19 protein-coding genes and 1 pseudogene are annotated in these 25,350 nt (G+C 71.1%); 10 read left to right on the forward strand and 10 right to left on the reverse strand.

What is annotated here, in order from left to right; translation table 11 throughout:
• Nucleotides 1–4: 4 nt before the first annotated feature.
• The 3 genes from AC07CM_RS35565 to AC07CM_RS35575 all read right to left on the reverse strand — a co-directional run bounded on the left by AC07CM_RS35565 (nucleotide 5) and on the right by AC07CM_RS35575 (nucleotide 3,270).
• Complete coding sequence (locus tag AC07CM_RS35565; protein ID WP_478880614.1) at nucleotides 5–1,357, reverse strand: ABC transporter substrate-binding protein; 1,353 nt, start codon at nucleotides 1,355–1,357, stop codon at nucleotides 5–7.
• A 119-nt stretch (nucleotides 1,358–1,476) separates the two neighbouring features.
• On the reverse strand, nucleotides 1,477–2,475 hold the full coding sequence (locus AC07CM_RS35570; RefSeq protein ID WP_478880615.1) for a LacI family DNA-binding transcriptional regulator: 999 nt from the start codon (nucleotides 2,473–2,475) through the stop codon (nucleotides 1,477–1,479).
• A gap of 123 nt (nucleotides 2,476–2,598) precedes the next feature.
• Nucleotides 2,599–3,270: an MmyB family transcriptional regulator gene (locus AC07CM_RS35575; RefSeq protein ID WP_478880616.1), complete on the reverse strand. Its 672-nt coding sequence runs from the start codon at nucleotides 3,268–3,270 to the stop codon at nucleotides 2,599–2,601.
• A 256-nt stretch (nucleotides 3,271–3,526) separates the two neighbouring features.
• On the opposite strand from AC07CM_RS35575, the gene AC07CM_RS35580 reads away from it, so the two are divergent.
• The 3 genes from AC07CM_RS35580 to AC07CM_RS35590 all read left to right on the forward strand — a co-directional run bounded on the left by AC07CM_RS35580 (nucleotide 3,527) and on the right by AC07CM_RS35590 (nucleotide 5,377).
• Entirely contained in the window at nucleotides 3,527–4,183 is a 657-nt protein-coding gene (locus tag AC07CM_RS35580; RefSeq protein ID WP_478880617.1) for a helix-turn-helix domain-containing protein, read from the forward strand.
• Between the two features lie 32 nt (nucleotides 4,184–4,215).
• A complete protein-coding gene (locus AC07CM_RS35585; protein WP_478880687.1) occupies nucleotides 4,216–4,761 on the forward strand; it encodes a toxin-antitoxin system, toxin component in 546 nt (181 codons plus the stop codon).
• A 388-nt stretch (nucleotides 4,762–5,149) separates the two neighbouring features.
• On the forward strand, nucleotides 5,150–5,377 hold the full coding sequence (locus tag AC07CM_RS35590; RefSeq protein WP_478880618.1) for a hypothetical protein: 228 nt from the start codon (nucleotides 5,150–5,152) through the stop codon (nucleotides 5,375–5,377).
• A gap of 27 nt (nucleotides 5,378–5,404) precedes the next feature.
• Here AC07CM_RS35590 and AC07CM_RS35595 read toward each other — a convergent pair whose 3' ends face one another.
• A complete protein-coding gene (locus AC07CM_RS35595) occupies nucleotides 5,405–6,085 on the reverse strand; it encodes a 4'-phosphopantetheinyl transferase family protein (RefSeq protein ID WP_478880619.1) in 681 nt (226 codons plus the stop codon).
• Entirely contained in the window at nucleotides 6,033–6,938 is a 906-nt protein-coding gene (locus AC07CM_RS35600; protein ID WP_478880620.1) for a metallophosphoesterase family protein, read from the reverse strand. The genes AC07CM_RS35595 and AC07CM_RS35600 overlap by 53 nt, the downstream gene beginning before the upstream one ends.
• 264 nt (nucleotides 6,939–7,202) lie before the next feature.
• On the opposite strand from AC07CM_RS35600, the gene AC07CM_RS35605 reads away from it, so the two are divergent.
• The gene (locus AC07CM_RS35605) at nucleotides 7,203–8,324 is read left to right on the forward strand and encodes an ATP-grasp domain-containing protein (protein ID WP_478880621.1); all 1,122 of its coding nucleotides are present in this window, start codon (nucleotides 7,203–7,205) and stop codon (nucleotides 8,322–8,324) included.
• 118 nt (nucleotides 8,325–8,442) lie between these two features.
• On the opposite strand, the pseudogene AC07CM_RS35610 reads toward AC07CM_RS35605, so the two are convergent.
• Nucleotides 8,443–8,949 (reverse strand): annotated as a pseudogene (locus AC07CM_RS35610) (DinB family protein); the annotation flags it as partial.
• 556 nt (nucleotides 8,950–9,505) lie between these two features.
• Between AC07CM_RS35610 and AC07CM_RS35615 the strand changes: the two are divergent.
• Nucleotides 9,506–11,188, forward strand: a complete 1,683-nt coding sequence (locus tag AC07CM_RS35615) for a carbohydrate binding domain-containing protein (RefSeq protein ID WP_478880622.1) — start codon at nucleotides 9,506–9,508, stop codon at nucleotides 11,186–11,188.
• 387 nt (nucleotides 11,189–11,575) lie between these two features.
• On the opposite strand, the gene AC07CM_RS35620 is transcribed toward AC07CM_RS35615, so the two are convergent.
• Genes AC07CM_RS35620 through AC07CM_RS35635 form a run of 4 tightly spaced genes read right to left on the reverse strand, consistent with a single transcriptional unit; the run spans nucleotide 11,576 to nucleotide 18,058 of the window.
• Complete coding sequence (locus tag AC07CM_RS35620; protein WP_478880623.1) at nucleotides 11,576–12,826, reverse strand: alpha-L-fucosidase; 1,251 nt, start codon at nucleotides 12,824–12,826, stop codon at nucleotides 11,576–11,578.
• Between the two features lie 2 nt (nucleotides 12,827–12,828).
• Nucleotides 12,829–15,909, reverse strand: a complete 3,081-nt coding sequence (locus AC07CM_RS35625) for an alpha-mannosidase (RefSeq protein WP_478880624.1) — start codon at nucleotides 15,907–15,909, stop codon at nucleotides 12,829–12,831.
• A gap of 50 nt (nucleotides 15,910–15,959) precedes the next feature.
• Nucleotides 15,960–17,297: a 6-phospho-beta-glucosidase gene (locus AC07CM_RS35630; protein ID WP_478880625.1), complete on the reverse strand. Its 1,338-nt coding sequence runs from the start codon at nucleotides 17,295–17,297 to the stop codon at nucleotides 15,960–15,962.
• Entirely contained in the window at nucleotides 17,294–18,058 is a 765-nt protein-coding gene (locus tag AC07CM_RS35635; RefSeq protein ID WP_478880626.1) for a DeoR/GlpR family DNA-binding transcription regulator, read from the reverse strand. Before AC07CM_RS35635 ends, AC07CM_RS35630 begins: the two co-directional genes overlap by 4 nt.
• A gap of 140 nt (nucleotides 18,059–18,198) precedes the next feature.
• On the opposite strand from AC07CM_RS35635, the gene AC07CM_RS35640 reads away from it, so the two are divergent.
• Genes AC07CM_RS35640 through AC07CM_RS35660 form a run of 5 tightly spaced genes read left to right on the forward strand, consistent with a single transcriptional unit; the run spans nucleotide 18,199 to nucleotide 25,314 of the window.
• Nucleotides 18,199–19,218, forward strand: coding sequence for a carbohydrate kinase family protein (locus AC07CM_RS35640; RefSeq protein WP_478880627.1), 1,020 nt, complete (start codon nucleotides 18,199–18,201; stop codon nucleotides 19,216–19,218).
• A gap of 51 nt (nucleotides 19,219–19,269) precedes the next feature.
• A complete protein-coding gene (locus tag AC07CM_RS35645; protein ID WP_478880628.1) occupies nucleotides 19,270–20,556 on the forward strand; it encodes an ABC transporter substrate-binding protein in 1,287 nt (428 codons plus the stop codon).
• On the forward strand, nucleotides 20,556–21,512 hold the full coding sequence (locus tag AC07CM_RS35650) for a carbohydrate ABC transporter permease (RefSeq protein ID WP_478880629.1): 957 nt from the start codon (nucleotides 20,556–20,558) through the stop codon (nucleotides 21,510–21,512). The genes AC07CM_RS35645 and AC07CM_RS35650 overlap by 1 nt, the downstream gene beginning before the upstream one ends.
• Nucleotides 21,513–21,526: 14 nt before the next feature.
• A complete protein-coding gene (locus AC07CM_RS35655; RefSeq protein ID WP_478880630.1) occupies nucleotides 21,527–22,363 on the forward strand; it encodes a carbohydrate ABC transporter permease in 837 nt (278 codons plus the stop codon).
• Nucleotides 22,363–25,314 carry a glycoside hydrolase family 2 TIM barrel-domain containing protein gene (locus AC07CM_RS35660; RefSeq protein ID WP_478880631.1) on the forward strand — a complete coding sequence of 984 codons (2,952 nt, stop codon included), beginning with the start codon at nucleotides 22,363–22,365 and terminating at the stop codon, nucleotides 25,312–25,314. Before AC07CM_RS35655 ends, AC07CM_RS35660 begins: the two co-directional genes overlap by 1 nt.
• Nucleotides 25,315–25,350 lie beyond the last annotated feature (36 nt).

Below are 25,350 nucleotides of genomic sequence, written 5' to 3' on the forward strand. Positions count from 1 at the left end.
GCAGTCAGCTCCGGGCGAGGATGCTGTCGATCTTGCCGGACGCCTCCTCGAGGAGCTGGTCGATGTCCGCGTCCTTCTTGGTGAGGACGGCGGAGACGACGCCGTCGAGGACGGAGTAGATCTGCTGGGCGTCGGGCGGCTCGATCTTCATCCGGAGCTGCTGGTCGCCGTCGAGGAAGGCCTGGTAGTTCTCCACGGGGACGTTGGCGTTGGCCTTCTTGACCTGCTGGTCCTTGGCGTCGGCGGCGCCGGTGAACAGGCGCGGCTCGGGCAGGCCGACCGGTGCGTCGTTCTTCTTGGCGCGGGCGTAGTCGCCGAGGAAGCCCGAACCGGGGGTGAGGAACATGTGGTCGAGCCACTTCAGGCCGGCGCGGATCTGGGCGGGCGTGTCCCTCTTGTTGAACATGTAGCCGTCGCCGCCGATGAGGGTGCCCTTGCCGCCGGGCATGGGGGCGAGGGCCAGGTCCTTGTAGTCGCCGCCCTTCTCCTTGACCAGGATCGGGATGTTGTCGGGGGCGGAGAGGTACATGCCGAGCTTGCCCGAACCCATCAGCTGCTGGACGTCGTTGATGACGAGGAGCTGCTTGCTGCCCATCGAGTTGTCGGTCCACCGCATGTCGTGCAGGTTCTGCAGGACGGCGTGGCCCTCGGCGGAGTCGACGGTGGCCTTCTTGCCGTCGGCGCTGACGACGTCGCCGCCCTGGGAGTACAGCTCCGCGGTGAAGTGCCAGCCGCCCTGGTTCTGGGCGCTGTAGTCGGCGTATCCGACGGTGCCGCCTCCGAGCGCGGCGATCCTCTTGGCGTCGGCCCGAAGCTCTTCCCAGGTCGCCGGGGGCTTGTCGGGGTCGAGTCCGGCCCTCTCGAAGAGCTTGCGGTTGTAGATCAGCCCCATGGAGTACCCGGTGCGCGGTATGCCGTAGACCTTTCCGTCCACGGTGTAGATGTCCCGCAGCTGCTTCTGGATGGTGTCGTAGCTCTTCAGTTCCGCGAGGTACGGCGTGAGGTCGGCCGCCTGGTTGATGTCGACGACGTGCCCGGCGTCGGTGAAGTACGTGTAGAAGACGTCCTCCATCTGCCCGCCGGCGAGCTTGGCGTCGAAGGTCTTCGGGTCCTGGCAGGGGAAGGCGTCGTGGGCGACGACGTCGATGTCCGGGTTCTTCTTCTCGAAGTCGGCGACGTCCGCATCGAAGAACTTCCGGTCGACCTTGGCGCTCTTCGGCGGCTCGCAGTTGACGGTGATGCGTGTCTTGCCGTTCGCCGCGTCGTCGTCGCCCGACCCGCAGGCGGTCGCGGCCAGCGCGAGGGACGAGCAGACGCCGATCGCGGCGAAGGTACGGCGGAACCCGGTGCTTCTCATCGGTGGACCCCTCAAGGCAGGAGCGGTGGGCGCCGCACACTCAAGCACCGACGACATCGCATCGCAAGATGTCGCGCAGAATCTGAAATTATTTGGCAGAAGCGCGGATCTTCCCGATGTCAGCCGCGCGGGGCTTGCGCGGTGGAGCCGCGCACCACCAGCTCGGGCTCGAACAGCAGCTCTTCGGCGGGGACCGCGGTCCCGCCGATCTGGGCGTTCAGCAGCTCGACGGCCGCGCGGCCCATGGCCTCGATGGGCTGGCGGACGGTGGTCAGCGGGGGTTCGGTGCAGTTCATGAACGCCGAGTCGTCGTAGCCGACGACGGAGATCCGGCCGGGGACGTCCAAGCCCTTGCGGCGGGCCGCGCGCACGGCGCCCAGGGCGAGCGGGTCGCTGGCGCAGATGAGGCCGGTGACGCCCCGGTCGATGAGCCGGGAGGCGGCCGCGTGGCCGCCCTCGATGGAGAAGATGGCCCGGGCGACGAACTCGTCCGGCAGGTCGCCCGCGACGGCACGCGCGGCCGCCAGTTTGCGCGCCGAGGGGACGTGGTCGCCGGGGCCGAGGACCAGGCCGATGCGCTCGTGACCGAGGGAGGCCAGGTGCCGCCAGGCCTGCTCGACGGCCACGGCGTCGTCGCAGGACACGCCCGGGAAACCGAGGTGCTCGATGGCCGCGTTGACCAGCACGACCGGGATGTTGCGCTCGGCGAGCAGCCGGTAGTGGTCGTGGGGCGCGTCGGCCTGCGCGTACAGGCCGCCGGCGAAGACGACGCCGGAGACCTGCTGCTGCAGCAGCAGTTCCACGTAGTCCGCCTCCGAGACCCCGCCCTTGGTCTGCGTGCACAGCACCGGGGTGAGCCCCAGCTGGGCCAGCGCACCCCCGATGACCTCGGCGAACGCCGGGAAGATGGGGTTCTGCAGCTCCGGCAGGACCAGGCCGACGAGCCGCGCGCGTTCGCCGCGCAGCTGCGTGGGGCGCTCGTAGCCGAGGACGTCGAGGGCCGTCAGGACCGCCTGCCGGGTGGCTTCGGAGACCCCGGGCTTGCCGTTGAGCACCCGGCTGACCGTCGCCTCACTGACCCCGACCTTCTTCGCCACTTCCGCAAGTCGTCGCGTCATGAGCGCAAGCCTAGCGCAATTTACGCAAGCTGTTTGCGTAGACGGGGCATGGTTGCGCCCGGGGCTGGAGGAAGGTTTTTCCGGCCCGGCCCCGTCGGCGACCTGAACGCCGACGGAGCCGGGTCAGTCCTCGGGTGCCGGGACGACCGTCAGATGCGCGCCCGGGCCGCGCGGCCGGCGCGGACGGCGCGCGGCCGCGGCCGGGCGGCGGGCGTCGCGCAGGACCATCGTCAGCCGGGTGAAACCGATCTCGCGCAGGGTCGGGGGCGTCTCGTCGACGATCCGGCACTCGGTCGGGCCCCGGCGCGGGTCGGGGTGGAGCAGGAGGCGCACGGCGCCGTCGAGCTGCGTCCCGGCCTCTCCCACGGCGCGGATCCAGTGCGGCAGACCCTGCCGGTAGGCGGCCTCCATGATCGGGTCCTGGGCGACGTCCCGGCGGACGGTCTGGAGTTCCAGGTCGTGGCCGTAGCGCTCCATCGCGGTCCTGAGGTGGGCCAGCATCGGCAGGCACCAGCCGGGCTCGTGCTCGCCGAGGATCTCGCCGGCGTCGGGATGGAAGAGGACGAACCGCAGGAAGTTGTCTCCGGGCATGGCCGTCGGATGGGGCCGCACACCGCGGAACAGCGTCTCGAAGGCGCCGTTGGCCATCACCACGTTCCAGCGGTGGTCGACGACCAGGGACGGGAAGGGGACGGCATCGAGGAGCGTGGCGCAGTCCTGGAGGTACGCCTGGGCATCGCAGCCCTCGGGGACGGCCCGCGGCGCCGGCCACTGCCCTCCTGCCTGATGTGCCATCGGGAGGTCACCCCTCTTGCCTCTGCGCCCTTCACGCGGCGAAGCGATCCTGCTGCCCCGACGAGAGCCATGTCAACTATCGTGGCATTTCATGCCGGTTGACGGCTGAAATTCGCCACAGTTGTGGCGAGACCTGGATGTGAGTTCGAAGCACCCGCTACTCTCCGGGAAGTTCACGACAACCGCTTGTGACACGACCCCCTCGTGAGAAGCACGGACGCCCCTGAAGCCCTCGAGAGACGTAGGAGTTCTGTCGGTGACGGATGGCTACGAGGATCCGGGCGCAACGGAGACCGCACAGCTGCCGGCCGTCGTCGCCCGCGTCACCGCGCTCGCCGACCGCCTCGGCGTGCCGCAGGCCGAGGTCTTCGGCGTCGGGCGGCTCTCCGTCGCCTGCGGTGTCCCGGAACCGGTGGTCAAGGCCCTGCTCAGCGGGCGTCCGGCGGGCGAACCGGACGTACAGGCCCGCTTTCTGCAGCGCCTGGACCTGCTGCGCCGCACCCGCCTGAAACCGGGCGGCCGCAAGTACACCCAGCAGGAGATCGCCGACGGCGCCGGCATGTCCCGGCAGCAGGCCGGCGCGCTCATCAACGGCGACCGCCGGCCCACCATGGAGCACTGCGACGCGTTGCAGCGGTTCTTCCGTGTGCACGCGGGTTTCCTCACGGCGGAGGATCCCGAGGCGCTGGCCGGTGCGCTGCAGCGCACCGAGCAGGAGCTGCTGCAGAAACTCGCCGACCGGGAGCGGGCCGCGGCCGGGGCGGTGGAGGATCCGCTGGAGCGGCTGCTGCAGGACCACGGGGTGCGCGGGATCGCCTGGCGGGCCGCGCAACTGCCCACCGACCAGCACCGGGACAAGGTCGCCGAGTGGCTCGACATGCTCCTGGAGAGCGTCAAGCGGCCCGAGTCGTGAGCCGGGGGAGGAGCGTGGGCATCGGCAGGGACATGCGCCGGCTGTGCGCCGAGCTGGTCGGAGAACTCGCGCTGCCCGCACCGGCCCCGCCGCACGAGCTGTACCGGGCGCTGTGCGAGGCGATGAGCCGCCGCCGCGGCCGGCCCGTGCACTTCCGTACGGCCGTCTTCCCACCCGGTACGGCCAGCGGGCTCTGGCTGGACATGGCCGACCGCGACCTGGTCGTCGTGGAGGAACGCACCGCGCCGGAGCACCAGTTGGTGATCCTCGGCCACGAACTGTGGCACATGCAGGCCGACCACTGCGGCCACCACGTCGACGGTGCGGGCGTGGGCGTGGCCACACGGCTGCTGAGCGACGACACCGACCAGGCCGCGCTCGAGGCCACCGTCCACCGGGTCGCCGCCCGCACCCGCTTCGACCAGGCCGAGGAGCGCGAGGCCGAGGCCTTCGGCCTGCTCCTCGCCAGCAAGTGCCGTACCCGGCTGACCGGTTCGGGTCTGCGCGGCCCGGTGCAACGGGACGACGTGGCGGGCCGCATCGGAGCGTCCCTGGGGTACCCGGGCCCGCAGGGCTGAACGGACCGGCGGCGCGGGGCGGCAATTGTCGCGGTCGCTCGGAGTGCGGCGGGTCGCCGAGCCGGCCCGGCCGGACGCTCCGGGTGCCGGCTCGTCGGGACGCTCCCGTGCCGGCTCGTCGGGACGCTCCCGGTGACAGCTCGCTCGGAGCGACGTACCGTCACCCGCCGAGCGCGGTCAGGCATGTGCCCTCGTACCGGTGTGCGTTCCGCCTCCGCCGAGCGGGCGAATCGAGGCGCCGGGCCTCCCCCCTCCCGGGCGAAGCCGGGAGTGCGGCAGGAACGGCGTTGTCAGTGGTGGACGGCAAGCTGGATGCGTGCGCCGCACGACGCGGTGCACGGCGCCGCAGGGCGCGTGACCGTGACGCCGAACCGGGGAGAGCCGACCGATGCCCACCGCCGTACTGACCGACCGTGAGCGCACCGCCGTACAGGCCTATCTGCGGCTGCTGCACACCGTACGCGCCGCCCTCGACGGTCCTCCGGACGGCGGCCGGCCCGTGGTGGTGCCCCCGGCCGTGCTCGCCGAGGCGGAGCGGGCGCTGACGCGGGCGGGGCTGGCGGGCAACGAGGAGGAGTTCTTCCGGCTGCTGCGCCACTGGTGCCCGCAGGAGTGAGGCCCGGCGGTTCCGCGGCTGTCCCGCTCAGAGGTGCGGGACGGTCACCGCCGTCAGCACGAGGCCGTTCGCGATCAGCCAGCGGCCCTCGAACGTGGTCAGGCGCACGCCGTTCACCAGCGGCCCGGGAACGAGCAGCCGGGCACGGAAGCCGCCGCGCATGCCGGGCCCCGGTCCGGTGACCAGCTCGATGTCGGCCTCGGAGAAGTCCAGCCAGGCCTGGGCGAGGGGGAACCACGCCTTGTAGACGGACTCCTTGGCGCTGAAGAGCAGCCGGTCCCAGTGAACGCCGGGCCGGGTGGCGCACAGACCGCGGTGCCGGTCCAGCTCGGCGGGCAGCGCGATGCTCTCGAACACGCCGTCCGGCAGCGGTCCATGGGATTCGGCGTCGATCCCGAGGGAGGCGAGGTCGGCGGCACGGACCAGTGCCGCCGCGCGGTAGCCGTCGCAGTGGGTCATGCTGCCGGCCAGGCCCTGCGGCCACCGCGGGGCGCCGCGCTCACCCGACAGCACGGGCTGCGGCGGGACACCGAGCTTCTCCATGGCGAGCCGGGCGCAGACCCGTACGGTCGTGAACTCGCGGCGGCGCTTGTCCACCGCCCGTGCCACGAGCAGCTCCTCCTCCGGGTACAGCGAGGCGTTGCGGGACTCCTCGTCACCGAACGCTTCCACGGCCACCACCGACTCCGGGAGCAGCTCCTCGATCACCGGGCCCGACCTCCATCGGCAGGATGCGGCGCGGTCGCCCCGGGGGTTCGGGGCGCTTGCGCCATTCGCGGGGGTATCCCACGGACACCTCTTCGAAGCGGACGCCCTCGTGCCAGGTGGTCCGCGGGATGTGCAGATGGCCATAGACCATCGTCTCGACCCGGAACCGGCGGTGCCAGTCGGCGGTGAGGGCGGTGCCGCACCACATGGCGAACTCCGGGTGCCACAGCACGTCCGTCGGGTGCCGGTCGAGCGGGTAGTGATTGGCGAGGACAACCGGCAGGTCAGCGGGCAGCTCGGCCAGTCTGCGCTCGGTCTCGGCGACGCGGGCCCGGCACCAGTCCTCGCGGGCCGGATACGGGTCGGAGTGGAGCAGATACTCATCGTTGCAGACGATGCCGGTGCTCTCCGCGTAGGCGAGACCCTCTTCCTTGGTGGCGCAGCCGGCCGGCAGGAAGGAGTAGTCGTACAGCAGGAACAGCGGGGCCACGGCCACCGGCCCGCCGGGGCCGTGCCACACCGGGTACGGGTCCTCCGGCGTGGTCACGCCGAGGTCCCGGCACAGGGCGACGAGGTGCTCGTAGCGGGCGACGCCGCGCAGGGTGACGGTGTCCCTCGGATGGGTCCACAGGTCGTGGTTGCCGGGCGCCCACAGAACCTTGCGGAAGCGGTCCGCGAGCGTGGCGAGGGTCCAGCGGATGTCCTCGACGGTCTCCGCGACGTCCCCGGCCACGATCAGCCAGTCGTCGTCCGTGTGGGGGCGCATGCGCTCGACGAGCGCGCGGTTCTCCGGATAGGAGACGTGCAGGTCGCTGATGGCCAGCAGCTGTCCGGCCCCGGCCGTCGACTCCACCTCGCGCCCCTTCCGATCATCCGTCGGCACCACGAGAACACATTCACCGGCCGGGGACAAGGGCGACCCGGCCGGGCCGGCCCGCTCGGCCCGGGTCAATCCGTAACATGCGCGTTGCACGCGCGGACCCTTGAAAGCCGTATGATCGCCCCGACATCAACACCCCTAATCCCCCTTCGCACAGGGCTGTTTGGTGTCCCTTCCTCCCTCCTGCCCGGGCCCGGGCCGCTGCGCCGTGCCCGAAAACCCTGAAAGGCGGCCTGCATGCCCTCTCGCGTACGCGTCTGGCTCAACCGCACGTACGCGGAGAACGTGTTCTTCATGGATCAGCTGCGGAGAAATCCCAGCGACCGGGCGGTCGAGATCCACGCGACGCACGGTGACGCCGACTCCCCCGTGCTGGCCGCCGCCGACACCGCCGACCTGGAGCCGGAGGGCCTCTCCCCGGCCGGGTACGTCGAGTACGCCCTGGACCAGTGCGCGCGGCGCGGGATCGACGTGTTCGTGCCCCGGCTGCACCAGGCGGCGATCGTGGCGCACCGCGCCGAGTTCGCGGCGGTGGGTACGGCGCTGCTGGCGCCGACGCCCGAGGCGGTGGCCGTGTTCGAGGACAAGGCGACCGCGTACGCGGCGGTCCGCTCGGTCGGCGTGCCGGTGCCGCCGTGGTGGCGGGTGCGTACGGCCGACGAACTCATCGCCGCTGTCGAGGAGTTGGAGGAGGCCGGACACACGGCGTGCTTCAAGCCGGCGGCCGGCGCCGGCGGGGTCGGCTTCCGGATGATCACGCGCGCCCCCTTCTCGCTGACGCACCTGAGCGGTTTCCCCGGTCCGTACGTGCAGCTGGACCTGGTCGTCGAGGCGCTGCGGCGGGCCGAGGAGCCCGTGGACTGGCTGGTGATGCCGCGCCTGGAACAGCCGGAGGTGTCCGTCGACTGCCTGACTGGGCCGGACAACCGTGTCCGGCTGGCCGTGGGCCGTACCAAGAACGGCCGCCGCCGGGGCTTCACGCTCCTCGAGCGCTGGCTGGAGCCGGCCCGGCTGATCGCGGAGGGCTTCGGGCTGCACCACCTGTCCAACATCCAGTTCCGGATGTTCGGCGACCGCCCGGTACTGCTCGACGTCAACACCAGGCCCGCGGGGGGCCTGCACCAGCTGTCGCTCTGCGGCGTGAACGCACCCTGGGCGGCCGTGCGGTTGGCGCTCGGTGAGGACCCGGGGGTGATCCAGCCGCCGTTCCTGGGGCAGGACTACACGGTGGTGTCGGCGCCGCGTCCGCTGCGTACGGTGTCGCTGCCGCAGCAGAGGGTGGAGGAGGCCGAGGTACTGCTGCCGGCGGTGCCCTCCCCAGTACAGGCGGCTTCGGCGGCGGAGGTCCTGCCGCTCTAGACGGTTTCGTTTGGAGCCGCAACCGCAACCGCAACGAGAAGCGTATCCGCAGGGGCAGACGTCGCCGCGCCATCGCGGCCCGAAGAACCCGGCGAAACCGAAACCGGCCCCACAACCAGCCGGCGTAGGGGTTGCCGCCGAGCCAGGTGGTGCCGTCGATCAGTTCACGCGCCGCGTCCAAGTGGCCGCTGTGGCAGGCGACTTCGGTGAGCACGTGGATCAGGACGTGCCGCACGTCGGGCAGCCGCCAGGCCGGCCAGATCTCCACGGGCCACGCGGCGGGCCGCTGCTCGGGCGTGGCGGCGGCGAGCACGGCGTCCGCGCGCGCGATGGCCGTCCGGTAGTCGGCGAAGACCTCCTCGGCGCTCATTCCCTCGGGTACGTACCAGTGGGCCTCCGCGCCCGCCGTGAGCCGGCCGGCCACGTCCGGCTCGCCCGCGATCACCCCGGAGAACCAGAAGCGTTCGACATCCAGGGTGAGGTGGCGCAGCAATGCCAGGCAGCTCCAGCCGCTGCGCAGCACCGGCCGCCGCAGATCGTCCTCCGAGAGCCCCTGAAGGATGCCGACGACGTGCTCGCGCCGGCGGTCCAGGGCGTACTTGAGGGCGGCGAGTTCGGCGTTCACCGGGCGGCGCACAGCTCGGCAGGCATTCCACGGTGCTCGCCATCTGCGTCCGCCACCAGGCTTCGGCTCCCAGCCGATGCGACGGTCGGTCCGGCTCGTACTCGACGACGTGGTTGTTCATCTCGTAGTCGCCGTAGTGCTCGTGGGCCTTGGTACGCCGGGCCACCGCCACCACGGCCTCGCCTGTCGTACCCGTCGTTCGCGCGCCTCCGTCAACCGCAGCGTGAGCCTGGCTCCGGCCGGGACGCTACACCCGGGGTACGACAACGCCCCCGATCCCAGGTGCTGTCGACTGCCCACGTCCGCAGACGGTTGCAGACGCCCCGCCAGTTGCCGTACTTCTCCGGCCGATGCACCCACGTGGTCGCTCTGACCCGCGCGGCGCAGCCGCATGTCGAGCACGGCCCCGCGCCCCTTCCGAAGCGCTTCTCCCCACCGGTATGGACCAATTCCGCTGTTCTCCTTGACAGCCCGATTGGTCCATACCAACTTGGTTGGCGCACCTTCCGCACTCCCCCTGCACTCCCGAACACCCCCATCCCCACAGGGAGATCGCGTGCGCCACATACTCAGACGTTCCAGACGTCGGATACTCGCCATGCTCGGCACCGCCGCCCTGGCCCTGGGCGGAGCCGTCGCCCTTCCCGGTACCGCTCAGGCGGCCAACATCCTCACCAACCCCGGCTTCGAGTCGGGCGGTCTGTCCCCCTGGACCTGTACCGGCAATCTCGGCTCGGTCGTCTCCTCCCCCGTGCACGGCGGCTCCCGCGCCCTGCAGGGCGCGGTGACCGACAGCGACAACGCACAGTGCAGCCAGACGCTCGCCGTCAAGCCGAACACGACGTACCAGCTCAGCGGCTGGGTCCGCGGCTCCTACGTCTACCTGGGCGTGAACGGCGGCGCCTCCACCTGGACCACGTCCCCGTCCGCGTACAGCCAGCTCAGCGTCTCCTTCACCACCGGCGCCTCGCAGACCAGCGCCACCATCTACGTGCACGGCTGGTACGCGCAGGGCTCGTACTACGCCGACGACATCAGCCTCGACGGACCGGGCGGCGGAGGCGGCGGTGACACCCAGGCGCCGACCGCGCCCAGCGGGCTCACCTCCACCGGGAAGACGTCGTCGAGCGTGTCGCTGCAGTGGAACGCCTCCTCCGACAACGTGGGCGTGACGGCGTACGACATCTACAGCGGATCGAGCCAGGTCCTGAGTGTCTCCGGTACGTCCGCCACGGTCAGCGGGCTGTCGCCCAGCACGTCGTACACCTTCAGCGTGAAGGCGCGCGACGCTGCCGGTAACACCTCCGGGGCCTCCAACTCGGTGACGGTGACGACGAACGCGGGCAGCGGCGGTACGTCCTTCAAGCAGGCGGCTCCGTACCTGTACGAGGGCTGGGGCGACCCGCCGAGCCCGTCCACCGTGATGAGCGCGACCGGCATCAAGTGGTTCACGATGGCGTTCGTGCTCGACTCGGGCGGCTGCACGCCGGCCTGGGACGGCAGCCGGGCGCTGACCGGTGGGGTGGACCAGACCGCCATCAACCAGATCCGCTCCGCGGGCGGTGACATCGTCCCGTCGTTCGGCGGCTGGCAGGGCAGCAAGCTGGGCGCCAACTGCTCCTCCGCGAGCGCTCTCGCCGGGGCGCTGCAGAAGGTGATCGACGCCTATTCGCTCAAGGCGATCGACATGGACATCGAGAACACGGACGAGTTCGAGAACGAGGCCGTGCAGGCGAAGATCCTCACCGCGCTGAAGACGGTCAAGGCCAACAACCCCGGTCTGAAGACGATCGTCACCTTCGGCACCTCGACCACCGGCCCGACCTACTACGGCAACCGGCTCATCGAGCAGGCGCAGTCGCTCGGCGCCAACATCGACGTCTTCACGATCATGCCGTTCGACTTCGGCGGCGGCTCGGACATGTACGGCAACACCGTCAACGCCGCCGAGGGCCTGAAGACCAAGCTGAAGTCCACGTTCGGCTGGGACGACGCGACCGCCTACTCCCACATCGGCATCTCCGGCATGAACGGCCTGTCCGACCAGCAGGAGAACACCACCCCGGCGATCTGGACCCAGATCCGCGACTGGGCCAACTCGCACCACATCGCCCGGCTCGCGTTCTGGGCGGTCAACCGCGACCGGCCGTGCGCGGGCGGCGGCGTGGTGAGCAACTGCTCCGGCATCAGCCAGAACAACTGGCAGTTCACCTCGATCACGGCCGGCTTCACCGGCTGAGCACGGCACCCGCACGACCGCGATCCCCCCGGCTCACGGGCCGGGGGGATTTTTTTTCCGCCCGGGGTGTATCAGGGGGCATCCCGGCCGCTCTCCATATCAGGAACGGGGGAACCAACGGGGGGAAGCACCGACGGGGGAACGGGGGGATCGGGGGGGGCGGGCGCGGTGACGGGGGGGGACCGGGCGAACCCCAGAACACCACCCCGGGACCCGTCGGGAATACCACCCTCCGAAAAGGGCCCTCCCTCCCTACAAAGAAGGGGAAAACAAGGGGGGGAAAACCCCCCGGGGGAACTGGGGGCCCGGCTCCCCCCACCCCCCCCCCGGCGCCCCCCCCCCCCCCCCCGAGGCACACCGCCCGGGGACCCGTCGGGCGCACCGCCTTCAGAAGCGGCCCGCCCCTCGGTACAGCTCCAGCTCCCCGTCCAGTTCCACCGCGAGCACCGTGGCGTGCGGGTCGAGGTCGGCCGGAGCGGGCGGCTCGATCCACAGCACCCCGGGCGTCTCGTGCAGACCGCCGGTGACCCGGTGGGCCAGTTCCCTGCCGCTGCCGAGCACACTGACCCGGCGCACCTTCCCGAGCAGCCCGCGTACGTTGATCTCGGCGCGCGGCGCGTCGAACAGGACCAGATACAGGGTGCGGCGGTCCGGGGACAGGGTGCTCGGGCCGTAGTGGTGCCCGGCGAGCAGTCCCCGCACGGTGCCGTGGACCGCCTCGGCGTGCCGGCGGATCCAGTCGCCGAGCCCTTCGAGGCGCTCGGCCTGCTCGGCCGGGATGGTGCCGTCCTCCCTGGGGCCGACGTCGAGCAGCAGGTTGCCCCCGCCGCCGATGGTCTCGGTGAAGTACCGGATCAGCTGGTCGACCGACTTGTGGTTGTCGTCGTGGTGCTGGAAGCCCCAGGAGTCGTTGATCGTCAGGCACAGCTCCCAGGGGCCGTCCGGCGGGATCACCGGGGCGCCCTGCTCGGGCGTCGCGTAGTCGCCCTCACTGAGCATGCGGGCGTTGAAGACGACGTCGGGAGAGTACGAGCGGACCAGCGCGGCGAGTTCGCGGATGCGCCACTGCTCCTCGCTGCGCTCCCACTCGCCGTCGAACCACATCAGGTCGGGCCGGTGGCGGGAGGCCAGCTCCCGTATCTGCCCGTCCCGGTAGGCGAGGAACCGCTCCCAGGCGTCCAGGTCCTCGAACTCGGCCGCGACCTCGGAGTACCTGTTGTCCTCCTGCTCCGGTGGCCGCCCTGGCTTGCGCGTGGAGGCGTAGTCGGGGTGGCTCCAGTCGGAGTGCGAGTAGTACAGGCCGACCTTGAGGCCCTGCTCCCGCAGGGCGTCGGCGTACGGCCCGATGAGGTCGCGGCCGAGGTTGAGATCGCCGTACGCCGTGTCCCACAGGGCGACGCCGTCGTGGTGCCGGCTGGTCAGCACGGCGTACCCGGCGCCCGCGCGGGCGAACAGGGCCGCCCACTCACGGGGGTTGTAGCGGGCGGCCGTGAACCGGCCGAGCTGGGACATGTAGCGGTCGTAGGGGACGATGTCGTCGTAGAACGACCAGGACTCCTGGACGCCGTCGACGGCGTAGATGCCCCAGTGCACGAAGATCCCCAACTTGGCGTCGGTGAACCAGGGTTGCATGGGCACGGTCATCCCCTCCGCAGGCGCAGGGTCAGGACCTGGAAGGGCCGCAGCGCGACGGCGACGCCGCCGTCGATGACGTCCGCCTCTTCCAGCGGCCGCTCCAGCAGGTCGGTGACCTGGGCGCCCGCGAGCGGGAACCCGGTGCGCAGCACACCGCTCGCCCGGCCGCCCCGAGACTCGTAGAGCCGTACGACGACGTCACCGGAGCGGTCGTCGGCGAGCTTGACCGCCTCGACCGTCACACCCTCGCCGTCCACCGAGACCACCGGCTCCGGCTCCCCGGCCGCCCGCGCCACCCGCAGCGGGAGGTTCAGCGCGTAGCCCTCGGCGACCGCGTCCGCGATGTCCGCGCCGGGCAGCAGGGAGTAGGTGAACCGGTGCCGGCCCTGGTCGGCGCCCGGGTCCGGGACGCGCGGGGCGCGCACCAGGCTCAGCCGCACCGTGGTCGTCGTGCCTCCCCCGGCCTCCGGCCGGGCGGACCCCCAACTCGCTTCGCTCGCCTCGCGTACCGAGCGGGAGACGTCGTGGCCGTAGGTGGAGTCGTTGATGATCGCGACGCCGTAGCCGGGCTCGGCGATGTGCACCCAGCGGTGGCCGGAGACCTCGAAACGGGCCGCCTCCCAACTGGTGTTGGTGTGGGTGGGACGCTGGACGTGGCCGAACTGGATCTCCGCCGAGGAGTGCGGGGCACGGAGGTCCACCGGGAAGGCAGCCTTGAGGATCTTCTCGGTCTCGTGCCAGTCGATGTCCGTCTCGATGTCGATGCGGGGGCTCCCCGCGCGCACGGTGATCGTCTGGGTGATCCGCGAGCCCTTTCCGAAGGCCCTTTCGACCCTGACCGCGGCGACCAGCGGGTCCTCCTCGACGACCGTGACCGACTCGGCGTCCAGCAGGTCCGTGTACCGGTTCCTGTAGTGCTTGTCGATGTCCCAGGCGTCCCAGTAGTTCGGGAGGTCGGTGTGCAGCCGGAGCAGGTTGCCCGGTTCGGCGAGGACCTCCCGGTCCGCCCGCAGATCACGGACGGACGACAGCGTGCCGTCCTCCGCGATGTCCACCCGCACCAGGCCGTTGTCGAGCACCCGCCCGCTCACCGTCACGGGCCGCGGGGGCCGCGCTCCCGTGAGGGCCGCGGATCCGCCTGCGGGCACCTGGACGTAGGCCGGTGTGCCCTCGGGCGTGCGGACCACCTCCGCGCGGTCGAACGGGCTCGTGTTGAACACACGCGTCCCGCCGGTGCCGAGCGCGGCCACCGCCTCGGCGGTCAGCTCCTCCAACTCCTGTGCCACCCGGGCGTATTCGGCCTCCGCCTCACGGTGCACCCAGGCGATGGACGAGCCGGGCAGGATGTCGTGGAACTGGTGGAGCAGGACCGTCTTCCACAGGCGGTCGAGTTTGTTGTACGGGTAGTCGTAGCCCGGTGCGTGCAGCGCGGCCGTCGTCGCCCACAACTCGGCCTCGCGCAGCCGGTGTTCGCTGCGCCGGTTGCCCTGCTTGGTGCGGGCCTGTGAGGTGTAGGTGGCGCGATGCAGCTCCAGGTACAGCTCGCCGACCCAGACCGGGGCGTCCGGGTACTCGGCGAGGGCCTTGGCGAAGAACGCGTCGGGGTGCTCGATCTCGACCTTCGGGGAGCCCTCCAGATCCCTCAGCCGCCGGGCCCGTTCCATGATCTCGCGGGTGGGGCCGCCACCGCCGTCGCCCCAGCCGAAGGGGGCCAGCGAGCGCGTGGCGCCTCCCTTCTCGCTGTAGTTGCGGACCGCGCGGGACATCTCCTCGCCGCTGAAGCGGGCGTTGTAGGTGTCGACGGGCGGGAAGTGGGTGAAGATGCGGGTGCCGTCGATGCCCTCCCACCAGAAGGTGTGGTGGGGGAACCTGTTGGTCTGGTTCCAGGAGATCTTCTGGGTGAGGAACCACTCGTTGCCGGCGAGCCTGGCCAGCTGCGGGTAGGCGGCGGTGTAGCCGAAGGAGTCCGGCAGCCACACGCCCTTGGTCTCGATGCCGAAGTGCTCGATGAAGAACCGCTTGCCGTGGACCAGTTGTCGGGCGAGCGCCTCGCCACCGGGCAGGTTGCCGTCGGCCTCCACCCACATGCCGCCGACCGGCGCCCACTGGCCCTTCTTCACCGACTCCTGGATCCGGGCCCACACGTGCGGGTAGTTGTCGCGCACCCACTCGTACTGCTGGGCCTGGGAGCAGGCGAAGACGAACTCCTCGTACTCGTCGGCCAGCGAGGTCACGTTGGAGAAGGTGCGGGACGTCTTGCGCTTGGTCTCGCGGATCGGCCACAGCCAGGCCGAGTCGATGTGCGCGTGGCCGACGCCGGAGATGCGGTGCGCGCTGGCGTGCGCGGGTTTGGCGAGCACCGGCTTCAGGGCCTCGCGCACGGCGGCCGCCGAGCCGGTGATGTCGTCCAGGTCGAGGAGGTCCATGGCCCGGTCGAGGGCGTGCATGATCTCGTGCCGGCGCGGGTCGTGCTCGCCGAGCTCCGACATCAGCTCGCGCAGCACCTGGAGGTCGAGGTCGAGGTGCCAGACGTCCTCGTCGAGGACGGCGATGTCGGCGCGGCGGAACGTGTACAGGGGACGGTCCCCTGCCGTGCGCACATCGCCGAGCGGCGTCGGTCCCGCGAAGTCGTTCGCCAGGATGTCCGGATTCGAGGCCGCCTCGACCAGATAGTCGACCGGCTCGCCGCCCACGGCCGGGTGGGCGATCGGGACGTACTGGTTGAGCGGGTTGACCGCCTTCAGCGGCCTGCCGTCGGTCAGATGCACCAGCGCTTCGGCCTGGTTGCCGGGCCAGTCGCCCACGAAGCCGAGGTCGACGACGGCCTCGACACGCCTGCCCGCGAACTCGGCCGGCACCCGTCCGCGCATCCGGAACCAGGTCGTGCCCCAGGGCGGTCCCCACGGGGTGCCGGCCGCGAAGGGCTCGTACGGCGCGGCCGCGGCCTGCGCGAAGGGCACCGGCTCCCCCGGGGCCTGCCAGGCCGACACCTCGAGGGGGACGGTGGCCGCGTAGATCGCCGGCCTGATGCGCTGGTTGTGGAGGCGCTCCACGCGCTCCTCGATACGGCGGCGTTCATCGTGCATGGATGTCTCCAGTGAACGGGGCGGGAAAGCGCCAAAAGCACCGAAAGCGTCTACTCAAGGTAGGCCAGGCCGGGATGCACCTCGCTGTAGCCCTCGACCAGCCTGCGGGCCACGTTCACCGAGTCGACCAGCGGATGCAGTGCGAAGGCCTTCACGGCGGTCGCACGGGAGCCGGACTCGGCGGCGGCGAGCACCTCGCGCTCGACGGCCTTGACCGCGCAGACCAGGCCGGTGGCGTGGCCGGGCAGCGGATCGACGGCGACCGGGTGCGCGCCGTTGGCGTCGACCAGACACGGGACCTCGATGACGGCCTCGCCGTCGAGCACGGACAGGGTTCCGCGGTTGCGGACGTTGAGGATCAGGGTGGTGCGCTCGTCGCGGGCGATGGCCCGCATCAGCGCGAGGGCGACCTTCTCGTAGCCGCCGGAGAGGTCGTCTGCGTCGCGTTCGCCGGCGCCGGCCGTCTCCCGGTTCTCGGCCATGTAGGTCGCCTCGCGCTCGGCGCGGGTGCGGTCCCAGACGTCGAGGGCGGAGACGTCCGCACGCCGGGCCTCCGCGTAGAACCGCGCCTGCTGGTCGCGCAGGAAGGCACCGCGGGTCTTCTCGGCCTCCTGGTAGGCGCGTACGGCCTCACGGTTGAAGTAGTAGTAGTGCAGGTACTCGTTGGGGATCGCGCCCAGCGACCGGAGCCAGTCGGCGCCGAAGAGCTTGCCCTCCTCGAAGGAGCCGAGCAGGTCGGGGTCGGCGAGCAGGCGCGGCAGTTGGTCCCGTCCCGCGACCCGCAGGCCGCGGACCCAGCCGAGGTGGTTGAGGCCGACGTAGTCGATCCACGCCTCCCTCGGGTTCGCGCCGAGCACCCGGGCGATACGGCGGCCGAGGCCGACCGGCGAGTCGCAGATGCCGATGACCCGGTCACCGAGGTGGCGGGACATGGCCTCGGTGACCAGCCCGGCCGGGTTGGTGAAGTTGATGACCCAGGCGTCTGGGGCGAGCCGGGCCACCCGCCGCGCGATGTCGACGGCGACCGGCACCGTCCGCAGACCGTAGGCGATGCCGCCCGCACCGACCGTCTCCTGGCCGAGGACGCCCTCCGCCAGGGCCACCCGCTCGTCGTTCGCCCGGCCCTCCAGGCCGCCGACACGGATGGCGGAGAAGACGAAGTCGGCGCCCCGCAGGGCCTCGTCGAGGTCGGTCGTGGCGGTCACCCGGGGCGCGTCGGCCACGGCCGCCGCCTGTTCGGCCAGCACCCGGGCGACCGCGTCCAGCCGGCCGCCGTCCAGGTCGTGCAGCACGACCTCCGTGACCCGGCCCTCGCCGCGGTCCCCGAGCAGCGCCCCGTACACGAGCGGCACCCGGAATCCGCCGCCGCCCAGAATCGTCAGCCTCACTCCTGCACCTTTCCCGCCAGGACCACCTCGACGCCCGCCTCCTCCAGCGCGGAGCGGGTCGCCGGGTCGACCGGCGCGTTCGTCACCAGCACGTCCAGGTCCTCGGGACCGCAGACCTTCGCCATCCCCGTACCCGGGAACTTCGCCGCGTCGGCGAGCAGCACGACCCTGTCGCCTGCCTTGATCATGGCGCGCTTGACCGGCACCTCGACGACCGTCGTGTCCATCACCTGCCCGCCCGGACGCACTCCACTGGTGCCGAGGAAGAGCCAGTCGGCGTGCAGCTGGCGCAGGTTGTCCTCGGTGAGGAAGCCGACCAGGGAGCGGTACTCGCGGCGGACCATGCCGCCGAGCAGCACCAGCTCGATGCCCTCGTCGTCGGCGAGTTCCTCGTAGACCACCAGGTTGCTGGTGATCACCGTGAGGCGGCGGCCGTGCAGCTGGCGGGCGAGCCGGTAGGCGGTGGTGCCGATGTCGAGCAGTACCGACTGGCCGTCCTCGACCATCGCCGCCGCGCGCGCCGCTATGGCGTCCTTCTCGGGTACGCGCACCTCGGCGACCTCGGCGAAGGGCTGGTCGCCCTCCTCGGCGCGGGCGCCGCCGTGGACCCGGGTGAGGAGGCCGTCCTCCTCGAGCTTGACCAGGTCGCGCCTGATCGTCGCCGGACTCACGCCCAGCCGCTCGGAGAGGTCGGTGACGGCGGCGGGGCCGCCCGAGCGCAGGGCCCGCAGGATGAGTTGGTGTCGTCGTTCTGCCAGCACGGCATGAACACTACTCGTCATCTTCAATCAAATCCATGCTCACTTCTGCTCGGGTATTGACCAATCTCATGGAGGGGCGCACGATTCCGTGCACCGAATTTGAACAGTTCTGACGAGCGGTTCGACGAGAGGACGCCTCCGTGGACGACGACCGGCCCGATGTGCTGCTGACCGGGCTGCTCTTCTACGACCTCGTCCTCACGGGTCTGGGCGGGCCGCCGACGCCGGGCGAGGAGATCTGGACGACGGGCATGGGCTGCGGGCCGGGCGGCATAGCCAACCTCGCGGTGGCCACCTCCCGGTTCGGCCTGCGCACCTCGCTGGCCACGGTCTTCGGCGACGACTTCTACGGCGTCCACTGCCAGGAGGTCCTCGCCGGCCAGGAGGGCGTCGACCTCTCGCTCTCCCGCGGGGCGGACGACTGGCCGACCCCGGTCACCGTCTCCCTCACCTACGGCCGCGACCGCGCCCTGGTCACCCATGGCGACGCACCTCCTTACTCCCAGGACGAGTTGATGGGCGACCCGCCCGAGGCGCGCACCGCCCTGGTGCACCTCGAGGCCGAACCGCGCGCCTGGCTCGCCAAGGCCGCCGCGGCCGGCACCCACGTCTACGCCGACGTCGGCTGGGACCCCACCCGGCAGTGGTCCCGCGATCTCCTCGACCAGCTCTCGCTGTGCCACGCCTTCCTCCCCAACGAGACCGAGGCGATGGCCTACACCCGCACCGACAGCGCCCGCGCCGCTCTCGGCACGCTCGCCGGGCGGGTCCCGGTGGCGGTCGTGACCCGCGGCGGGGACGGCGCGGTCGCCGTCGACCAGACCACCGGCGAGTACGCGGACGTGCCGGCCCTCGACATCGATGTCGTGGACGCCACCGGCGCCGGCGACGTCTTCGGCGCGAGCTTCGTCGCCGCCTCCCTCGGCGGCTGGCCCCTGGAGGAACGGCTGCGGTTCGCCGTCCTCGCCGCCGGCCTGTCCGTGGGACGGCACGGCGGGGCTCTCGCGGCGCCCGGCTGGTACGGCGTCGACCGCTGGTGGCGCTCGCTGACCGACCCGGACCTCAGGCGCGCGTACGGCTTCTTCGCCGACCGCCTCCCGGCGGACCCCGGCCCGCCCGTGAGCCACGCCCCCGTCACTCCCCCCGCACCGCGCCACTGAACCCCCGCACCCATGCGAAGTCCCGAACAGACCCGAAAGGCGGTGGGAGCTGTGCGGCTCTCACGAAGAGGCCTGCTCCGCGCGGGCCTGGCCGGTACGGCCGCCACGGCGCTCGGCGGCCTGGCGTCCGGCTGTGCCGTTCCGACCGGCTCCACCGGCCGGAACATGGTCCTGTGGTACTGGGACGGCGGCCTCGGCGACACGGTCCTGAAGAACGCGAAGGCCCGCTACGGCAGCGCGGTCGACCTCCAGGCCATCAAGATCGGCGGCTACTACCGCTCCAAGCTGATCACCACGATGACCGGCCGCGCCCACATCCCCGACATCGCCGGCCTCAAGGGCGAGGACATGGCGTCCTACCTGCCCAACGCCGACCAGTTCGTCGACCTGCGCACCCTGGGCGCCGACAAGTACCGCGGCCGGTACCTGTCCTGGAAGTGGGACCAGGGCGTCGCCGACGACGGCACGATGATCGGCTTCCCCATCGACTGCGGCCCGGTCGCGCACTACTACCAGTACGACGTCTTCCGGAAGGCCGGGCTGCCGTTCGAACCCGAGCACGTCTCACGGGAGTTGAACACCTGGGACGCGTTCTTCGCGGCGGGCGAGCAGCTGCGGAAGCGCATACCCGGCGCCTGTCTGCTCACCGACGTCAACGCCGTCTTCGAGAACGTGGTGCAGCAGGGCGGCAAGCGCTATGTCGACAAGGACCGCCACTTCATCGGCGACCAGGAGCATGTGCGCCGGGCCTGGGCGCTGGCCGTGGAGGCGAAGCAGCGGAAGATCGCCTCGGACCTCGTCAGCGGCACCCCCGACCAGCTCTCCGCCGTCCAGGACGGCAGGCTCCCGAGCCAGCTCAACGCCTCCTGGGCCACCAACGACATCAAGAACGGTGTCCCGAGGACCAAGGGCCGCTGGCGGGTGGCGCAGATGCCCGTGCGCCCCTCCAACAGCGGCGGCTCGTTCCTGTCGATCACCAAGGCGTGCCGCGAGCCCGAGCAGGCCTTCCGGATCATCACCTGGCTCCTGAACGCGGCCAACCAGGCCCAGGGCTTCGTCGACGCGGGCCTCTTCCCCTCCACCCCCGCCTCCTACGGTCTGAGGCAACTGCGCGAGCCCGACCCCTTCTTCGGCGGCCAGGTGACGATGGACGTCTTCGGACCCGCCGCGCAGCGGATCGCGGTCGCCTACAACAGCCCGTACGACATCGCGCTCGGGCAGCCCCTCAAGGACGAGATCAAGAACGTCGGCGTCCTCGGCAAGGACCCGGACAAGGCCTGGAGTGACGCCATGAGCAAGTGCCGGCGGATCGCACAGCACCTGGGGGTGAGCCACTGATGGCCACCGCGCTGGAGAAGCCCACGACGACCGTGGAACGGAGCGCCACCGCACAGCCCAGGAAGGGCCTGCGCAGGTACTGGCACCTCTACGCCGCGATCTCCCCCTTCTACCTCCTCTTCCTCGGCTTCGGCCTGATCCCCGTCGGCTTCTCCCTCTACGTCTCCTTCCACCGCTGGGACGGCCTCGGCTCCATGGAGTGGGCGGGCCTGTCGCAGTACCGGTACCTGCTGGGCGACAGCGACTTCTGGAGCTCGGTCGGCAACACCGTCCTCATCTGGGCGCTGGCCACCTTCCCGATGGTCTTCCTGGCGATGGTCACGGCCGTGATGCTCAACTCGGCGGTCCGCTTCAAGAACGTCTACCGCTTCGCCTACTTCCTGCCGAACGTCACCTCGGTCGTCGCCGTCGCGATCATCTTCGGGTCGGTGTTCTCCACCAACTTCGGCCTGGTGAACGCCCTTTCGCGGGCGGCCGGTCTCGACCAGGTGGCCTGGCTGAACACACCGTGGGGTATCAAGATCGCCATCGCCACCCTGATGACCTGGCAGTGGACCGGCTACAACGCGATCATCTTCCTCGCGGGACTCCAGACGATCCCCGGTGAACTGTACGAAGCGGCCCGTATGGACGGCGCCGGCCCCGTGCAGACCTTCTTCCGGATCACGCTGCCGATGATGCGGCCGGTCCTGCTGTTCGTGCTGGTCGTCTCGACGGTCACCGGTCTGCAGAGCTTCTCCGAACCGCAGGTGCTGCTGCAGACCACCGCCAACGACTCCACGTTCTCGGGCGGTCCGGGCCACGCCGGCCGGACCATGGTCCTCTACTTCTTCCAGCAGACCTTCGACAACAACGACTTCGGCTACGGCGCCGCCGTGGCCTGGGGGATCTTCCTCGTCGTCGTCCTCTTCTCGATCGTCAACTGGCGCCTGCTGCAGCGCCGGGGCGAGGAATAGGCAGGCCGCTCACCATGGCATCCATCAAGGGAACCCGCGGCAGAGGAATCGCGCTGCACACCGTCCTGGTCGTCGGCCTGCTGCTGTCGGCCCTCCCGTTCTACTGGGCCGTCATCATGTCGACCCACACCTCGAGCGAGATCTTCTCCTACCCGCCGAAGCTGCTTCCCGGCTCGCACTTCCTCCAGAACGCCCGCCACCTGTTCGACAGCGTCGACTTCTTCGGCTCCATGCTGAACTCGCTGCTGGTCGCCGGCTCGGTGACGGTGCTCGTGCTGTTCTTCGACTCGCTCGCCGCGTTCGTGTTCGCCAAGTTCGACTTCCCGGGCAGGCGGCCGCTGTTCGGGCTGCTGATGCTCATCTTCATGGTCCCGGCGCAGCTCGCCGCCATTCCGCAGTTCGTGATCATGGCGAAGCTCGGCTGGATCGGCTCGATGACCTCGCTGATCGTGCCGGCGGCGGCCAACGCGTTCGGCATCTTCTGGATGCGGCAGTACATGAAGGGCGCCATCCACGACGAACTGCTGGACGCCTCCCGCATCGACGGCGCGAACTTCCTGCGCCAGTACTGGCACGTGGCCCTGCCGGTGGTCCGGCCCGGACTGGCCTTCCTCGGCATCTTCACCTTCATGGGCCAGTGGAACGACTACGCCTGGCCGCTGATCGCCCTCACCAACCCGGACAACGTCACCCTCCAGGTGGCCCTCTCCCAGCTCAACGGCACCCACGGCACGACGGACTACGGCATGGTGATGACCGGCGCGCTGCTGGCCCTGGTCCCGCTGCTGCTCGTCTTCGCGGTCGGTGCCCGGCAGATCATCGGGGACCTGGGCATGGGAGCCATCCGCTGATGGATCCGCTGTCGGCGCTGCGTCCCTGGGAGGCGCCCGAGGTGACGTCCTGGGGGCGGTTGCCGATGCACGCGGTCGACCGTCGACGGGACGCGGTGTCCCTGGACGGCGAGTGGCGGTTCCAGCTGCTGCCGGCGCCGGAGGCGGCGGTGTCCGGTACGTGGTCGATCGCGTACGTGCCGGGCGTCTGGACCATGCAGGACACGGACGACCGCCCGCAGTACACCAACGTCCGTATGCCGTACGCCGAGTTCCCTCCGCACCCGCCCGCGGACAATCCGACGGGCGTCTACGAACGCGAGATCGACATCCCCGACGAGTGGTCCGGCCGCCGCGTCGTCCTCCAGGTCGGCGCCGCCGAGAGCGTCCTGCTGGTGCACGTGGACGGCCGTCCCGTCGGCATCTCCAAGGACTCCCACCTGGCCGCCGAGTTCGAGCTGTCGCAGCTCGTACGCGCCGGGGAGCGGTCCGTCGTACGGCTGACCGTGGTGAAGTGGTCGGACGCCTCGCACATCGAGGACCAGGACCAGTGGTGGCACGGCGGGATCACCCGGTCCGTACTGCTGTACGCGACGGATCCGCTGTACCTGGCCGATGTGACCGTACGGGCGCGCCGCGACGGTGACCTGCGGGTGGGCTGCCAGGTGCGATGCGTGGACGGGGCGCTGCCCGACGGCTGGTACGTGACCGGCGAGCTGGACGGGCGCTCCCTTCCCCAGGACGAGGAGTTCGACCGGGCCAACTCCGCGGACGATCGTGTCTCCGACTTCCTGGGCGAGGCACGCATCGGTGCCGTCGTCCCCGAGGTCCGCACCTGGACCGCCGAGACGCCAGAGCTGTACGCCCTCACCGTCCGCCTGCACCGCGCCGACGGCACCGTCGCCGACACCTCCCGCCACCGCGTCGGCTTCCGCGACGTCGAGATCGTCGGACGCGACCTGCTGGTCAACGGCGAGCGCGTGTTCGTCCGGGGCGTGAACCGGCACGACTTCCATCCGCTGACCGGGCGGACGGTGTCGTACGACGACATGCGGGCGGACCTCGTGCTGCTCAAGCGGTTCGGCTTCAACGCGGTCCGCACCTCGCACTACCCGAACGACCCCGCCCTGTACGACCTCGCGGACGAGCTGGGTCTCTACGTCGTCGACGAGGCCGACATCGAGTCGCACGACCACGCGCACGAGATCGCCGACGACCCGCGCTATCTCAACGCCTTCGCGGACCGGGTCTCCCGGATGGTGCTGCGGGACGAGAACCACCCGTCCGTCATCATCTGGTCGCTCGGCAACGAGTCCGACTACGGCGCGAACCACGACGCTGCGGCCGGCTGGGTGCGGCGGCACGATCCGACCCGGCCGGTCCAGTACGAGGGGGCCGCCAAGCGGGGCTGGGCGGATCCGGACGTGGCGTCCGACATCGCCTGTCCGATGTACGCGCCGATCGAGGACTGTGTGGCGCACGCCCTGTCCGGGGAGCAGACGAAGCCGCTGATCCAGTGCGAGTACTCGCACGCGATGGGCAACAGCAACGGCACCCTCGCGGACCACTGGGCGGCCATCGAGTCAACGCCGGGTCTTCAGGGGGGCTTCATCTGGGAGTTCTGGGACCACGGAATTCTGCAGCGCGTGAGCGATGGAAGACCGGCCGGGCCCGCGGGCGCCGGGCTGTATGACAACGGTGTCGCCGCGCCCGGGCATCGCTGGGCGTACGGCGGTGACTTCGGCGAGCCCCTCCACGACGGTGCCTTCATCGCCGACGGGATCGTCTTCCCGGACCGGACGCCCAAGCCCGTGCTGTACGAGCACCGGGAGCTGGCGGCGCCGGTGCGCATCCGGTGCTACCGGCACGAGGGGATCGTCCTCGCCAACCATCAGCACTTCCGCGGCCTGAACTGGCTGGCGGCCACCTGGGAGCTGTCCCTGGCCGACGGTCGCGTCCTGACCGCGCCGGCCGAGCTGCCCGATCTGAGGCCCGGCGAGACCGCGGCCGTACCGCTGCCCTTCGCGCTGCCTCAGGACGGCGGCGAGGCGTGGCTGACGCTGCGGGTGACGGCCGCCGACGACGAGTCGTGGGCACCGCGCGGCACGGAGGTGTGCGCGCCGCAGGTGCGGCTGCGGGCGCCCGCCGCAGGTGCGCCGCCGGAACCCCGGCCCGCCGTGGCCGGGCGGCCCGTGGAGGTGGACGACGACGGGCTGCTGACGCATCCGCTGCTGACGGCCGCGCCGGTGCTGTCCCTGTGGCGTGCGCCCACCGACAACGACGAGCTGGGCGGCGTCGCCGGGCGCTGGCGCACCTGGGGACTGGACGCCCTGGTCCGCAAGGTCGTCTCGGTGCGCCGCGAGGGCGGGAGCGTGACGGTGCTCGCCGAGTACGCGGGGACCGCGGGTGTCGTACGGCACCGGCAGGAGTTCATGGCGGTCGACGGCGGGATCCGGGTGACCGAATCGGCCGAGCTGCCGCCGGAGTTCGCCGATGTCGCCCGGGTCGGCTCGGTGTTCGAGACGGTGCCGGGCCTCGATCTGCTGGAGTGGTTCGGACAGGGGCCCTGGGAGTCGTACCCGGACCGCTCGACGGGGGCGCCGGTCGGCCACTACGCGCTGCCGGTGGACGAGTTGTTCACACCGTATCTGCGCCCGCAGGAGAGCGGCGGCCGGCACGGGGTACGGCGGTTCACGCTGTCGGCGCCGGACGCCACCGGGCGAGACGACCCCGGGGGCCGCCTGACGGTGGAGCTGGACGAGCCGCGGCAGGTGTCCGTGACGCACTATCGCGCCGAGGATCTGACCGCCGCCGCCCACCACGACGAACTGGTGCCGCGCCCGGGCTGCGTGGTGCACCTGGACGCCGCGCACCGGGGCCTCGGCACGGCGTCCTGCGGCCCCGACACCGCCCCCTCCTACCTGGTGCCCGCCGGGATCCACCGCTGGAGCTGGACCCTGCGCGCGCTCTGACCGCCCCGCGCCACCTCTCCCCTTCACCTCTCACGG

Source organism: Streptomyces sp. NPDC044061 (assembly GCF_056434305.1).

Coding starts and splice junctions, on each gene's coding strand:
- AC07CM_RS35565 (WP_478880614.1), bottom strand. CDS start 1,357: ATGAGAAGCACCGGGTTCCGCCGTACCTTCGCCGCGATCGGCGTCTGC.
- AC07CM_RS35570 (WP_478880615.1), bottom strand. CDS start 2,475: ATGACGCGACGACTTGCGGAAGTGGCGAAGAAGGTCGGGGTCAGTGAG.
- AC07CM_RS35575 (WP_478880616.1), bottom strand. CDS start 3,270: ATGGCACATCAGGCAGGAGGGCAGTGGCCGGCGCCGCGGGCCGTCCCC.
- AC07CM_RS35585 (WP_478880687.1), top strand. CDS start 4,216: ATGCGCCGGCTGTGCGCCGAGCTGGTCGGAGAACTCGCGCTGCCCGCA.
- AC07CM_RS35590 (WP_478880618.1), top strand. CDS start 5,150: ATGCCCACCGCCGTACTGACCGACCGTGAGCGCACCGCCGTACAGGCC.
- AC07CM_RS35605 (WP_478880621.1), top strand. CDS start 7,203: ATGCCCTCTCGCGTACGCGTCTGGCTCAACCGCACGTACGCGGAGAAC.
- AC07CM_RS35625 (WP_478880624.1), bottom strand. CDS start 15,909: ATGCACGATGAACGCCGCCGTATCGAGGAGCGCGTGGAGCGCCTCCAC.
- AC07CM_RS35650 (WP_478880629.1), top strand. CDS start 20,556: ATGGCCACCGCGCTGGAGAAGCCCACGACGACCGTGGAACGGAGCGCC.
- AC07CM_RS35655 (WP_478880630.1), top strand. CDS start 21,527: ATGGCATCCATCAAGGGAACCCGCGGCAGAGGAATCGCGCTGCACACC.
- AC07CM_RS35660 (WP_478880631.1), top strand. CDS start 22,363: ATGGATCCGCTGTCGGCGCTGCGTCCCTGGGAGGCGCCCGAGGTGACG.